At 61.6% G+C, this 258-nt stretch carries 1 pseudogene; it reads left to right on the top strand.

The window, feature by feature from the left end:
• Window positions 1-258, top strand: a pseudogene (locus B4920_RS26880) (alkaline phosphatase); the annotation flags it as partial.

Raw genomic sequence — 258 nt, 5'->3', positions numbered from 1 at the left:
TCAGGTACTGCATCAGCTTGCCATCACTGGCCATGCTTGGGCAGAAGTGGCGGTACTCATCGGTGGTCAAGATTTTCGGATTTACCGCATCGAGCGCGACGAGGAGAAGATCCGGGATCTCACCGAGCGTGAGGCGCAGTTCTGGCAGCAAGTCACTCGCGGCCAGCAGCCCGAGCCCGATGGCTCCGAGGATGCAGGCTCGGCGCTGGCTTGGCTGTTCCCTCGCGATGACGGCGAGACAGTGGACCTGTCCGATTC

The sequence above is a fragment of the Zoogloea sp. LCSB751 genome, assembly GCF_002028455.1.
Taxonomy (GTDB): Bacteria; Pseudomonadota; Gammaproteobacteria; order Burkholderiales; family Rhodocyclaceae; genus Zoogloea.
The sequence above is the reverse complement of the archived record's forward strand: the minus strand, read 5'-3'. Positions and strand labels throughout refer to the sequence as shown.